Origin of the sequence: Bartonella sp. AP58NXGY, from assembly GCF_042195785.1 — a bacterium.
GTDB lineage: Bacteria > Pseudomonadota > Alphaproteobacteria > Rhizobiales > Rhizobiaceae > Bartonella.
Map to the genome: position 1 here is coordinate 1 of NZ_JBHIOY010000104.1, position 1,076 is coordinate 1,076.

The window sequence follows — 1,076 nt, forward strand, 5'->3', positions numbered from 1 at the left end:
CGCTTGTGACGTACAAACGAATGGTTTTGATTGATTCAAGATAAACAGATTTAAAATGAGAGAATCTTACGGTATTAGGGGTTCTAATTCGATATGAACAACGCTAAATTATCATTATAATCAATATCTTGCCCGATAGATAAAACCCCTCTTAGCACTACCACATGAGATTCTATAGGCAAATTTTGCTTCAAAATATTCATCCCATACGCTTACAAAAAATACTTCCGTGTAAAAATTTACACAGTCCTTCAAGAGGGGATATATCCCCCATAAACGATGATATTTTAGAACATGAAAATAAAACGTTATAGACTATAGGTTGGAGCAATGTTCTGATTTTTTATCAAACGGCTTTACGGATAAAACGCCAGCGAACTTTTTCCTGAAATGCAGGGCGAAAATATAAAACGATCTGCTGTGTCCTTTGCGGACCTGTTAATTCCGCAAAATCAATTGAATCTTCAAGACAAATATCCGCATCAGGCGATATAAAATACCATACTTTCTCGTCCTCTACGTGTCCGTCCTTTACCGCTAAACACACACGCTCACCATCATAGTTAACCTCAACTTGTGGATGAAGATGAAACCGAACAGCAACATGATCTTGTTCACTTTGCGCCCTTTTATGTTTTTTCCCCTCTTTATTGGGCATAAAAAAGCGATCAAAGCCTTCGATCATATCCCCACTCGTCGCCAAAATAAGACCACGCTCATGAATAAGATTAAAGGGTCGCACATAACCATTATGGCTCGCAATAAAACCTGTTTTCTCAGAATCCTCTATACGGTGCACTTGAACTTCCCTGGGTCCATCAAACAAAAGAGAAGCGCTATTTTTCTTTTTTTTATAAAAAGTACCCACCGAACAATCATTAAGCGTCGCTGTTGAATGGGCCGCAGTAATACGCCCTAAATGTCGATAGTCCTCCCGCCCATCAGGGTTAACACCGGTATTGATAATAAAACGGTGTCCTTGTGAAGACATTTCAAAAGACAAGCATCCTGAACAAGCTTGCTGTGCTACAAAGCGTGGTGGAAATTTTCCCGTATCGGCAAGAATTGTTGTTTGA

The 1,076-nt window shown here is 39.3% G+C and carries 1 protein-coding gene; it reads right to left on the reverse strand.

What is annotated here, in order from left to right; genetic code table 11:
• Window positions 1-346: 346 nt before the first annotated feature.
• The coding region (locus ACFINC_RS09770) for a heparinase II/III family protein (RefSeq protein WP_375617084.1) at window positions 347-1,076 on the reverse strand (730 nt) is incomplete at its 5' end.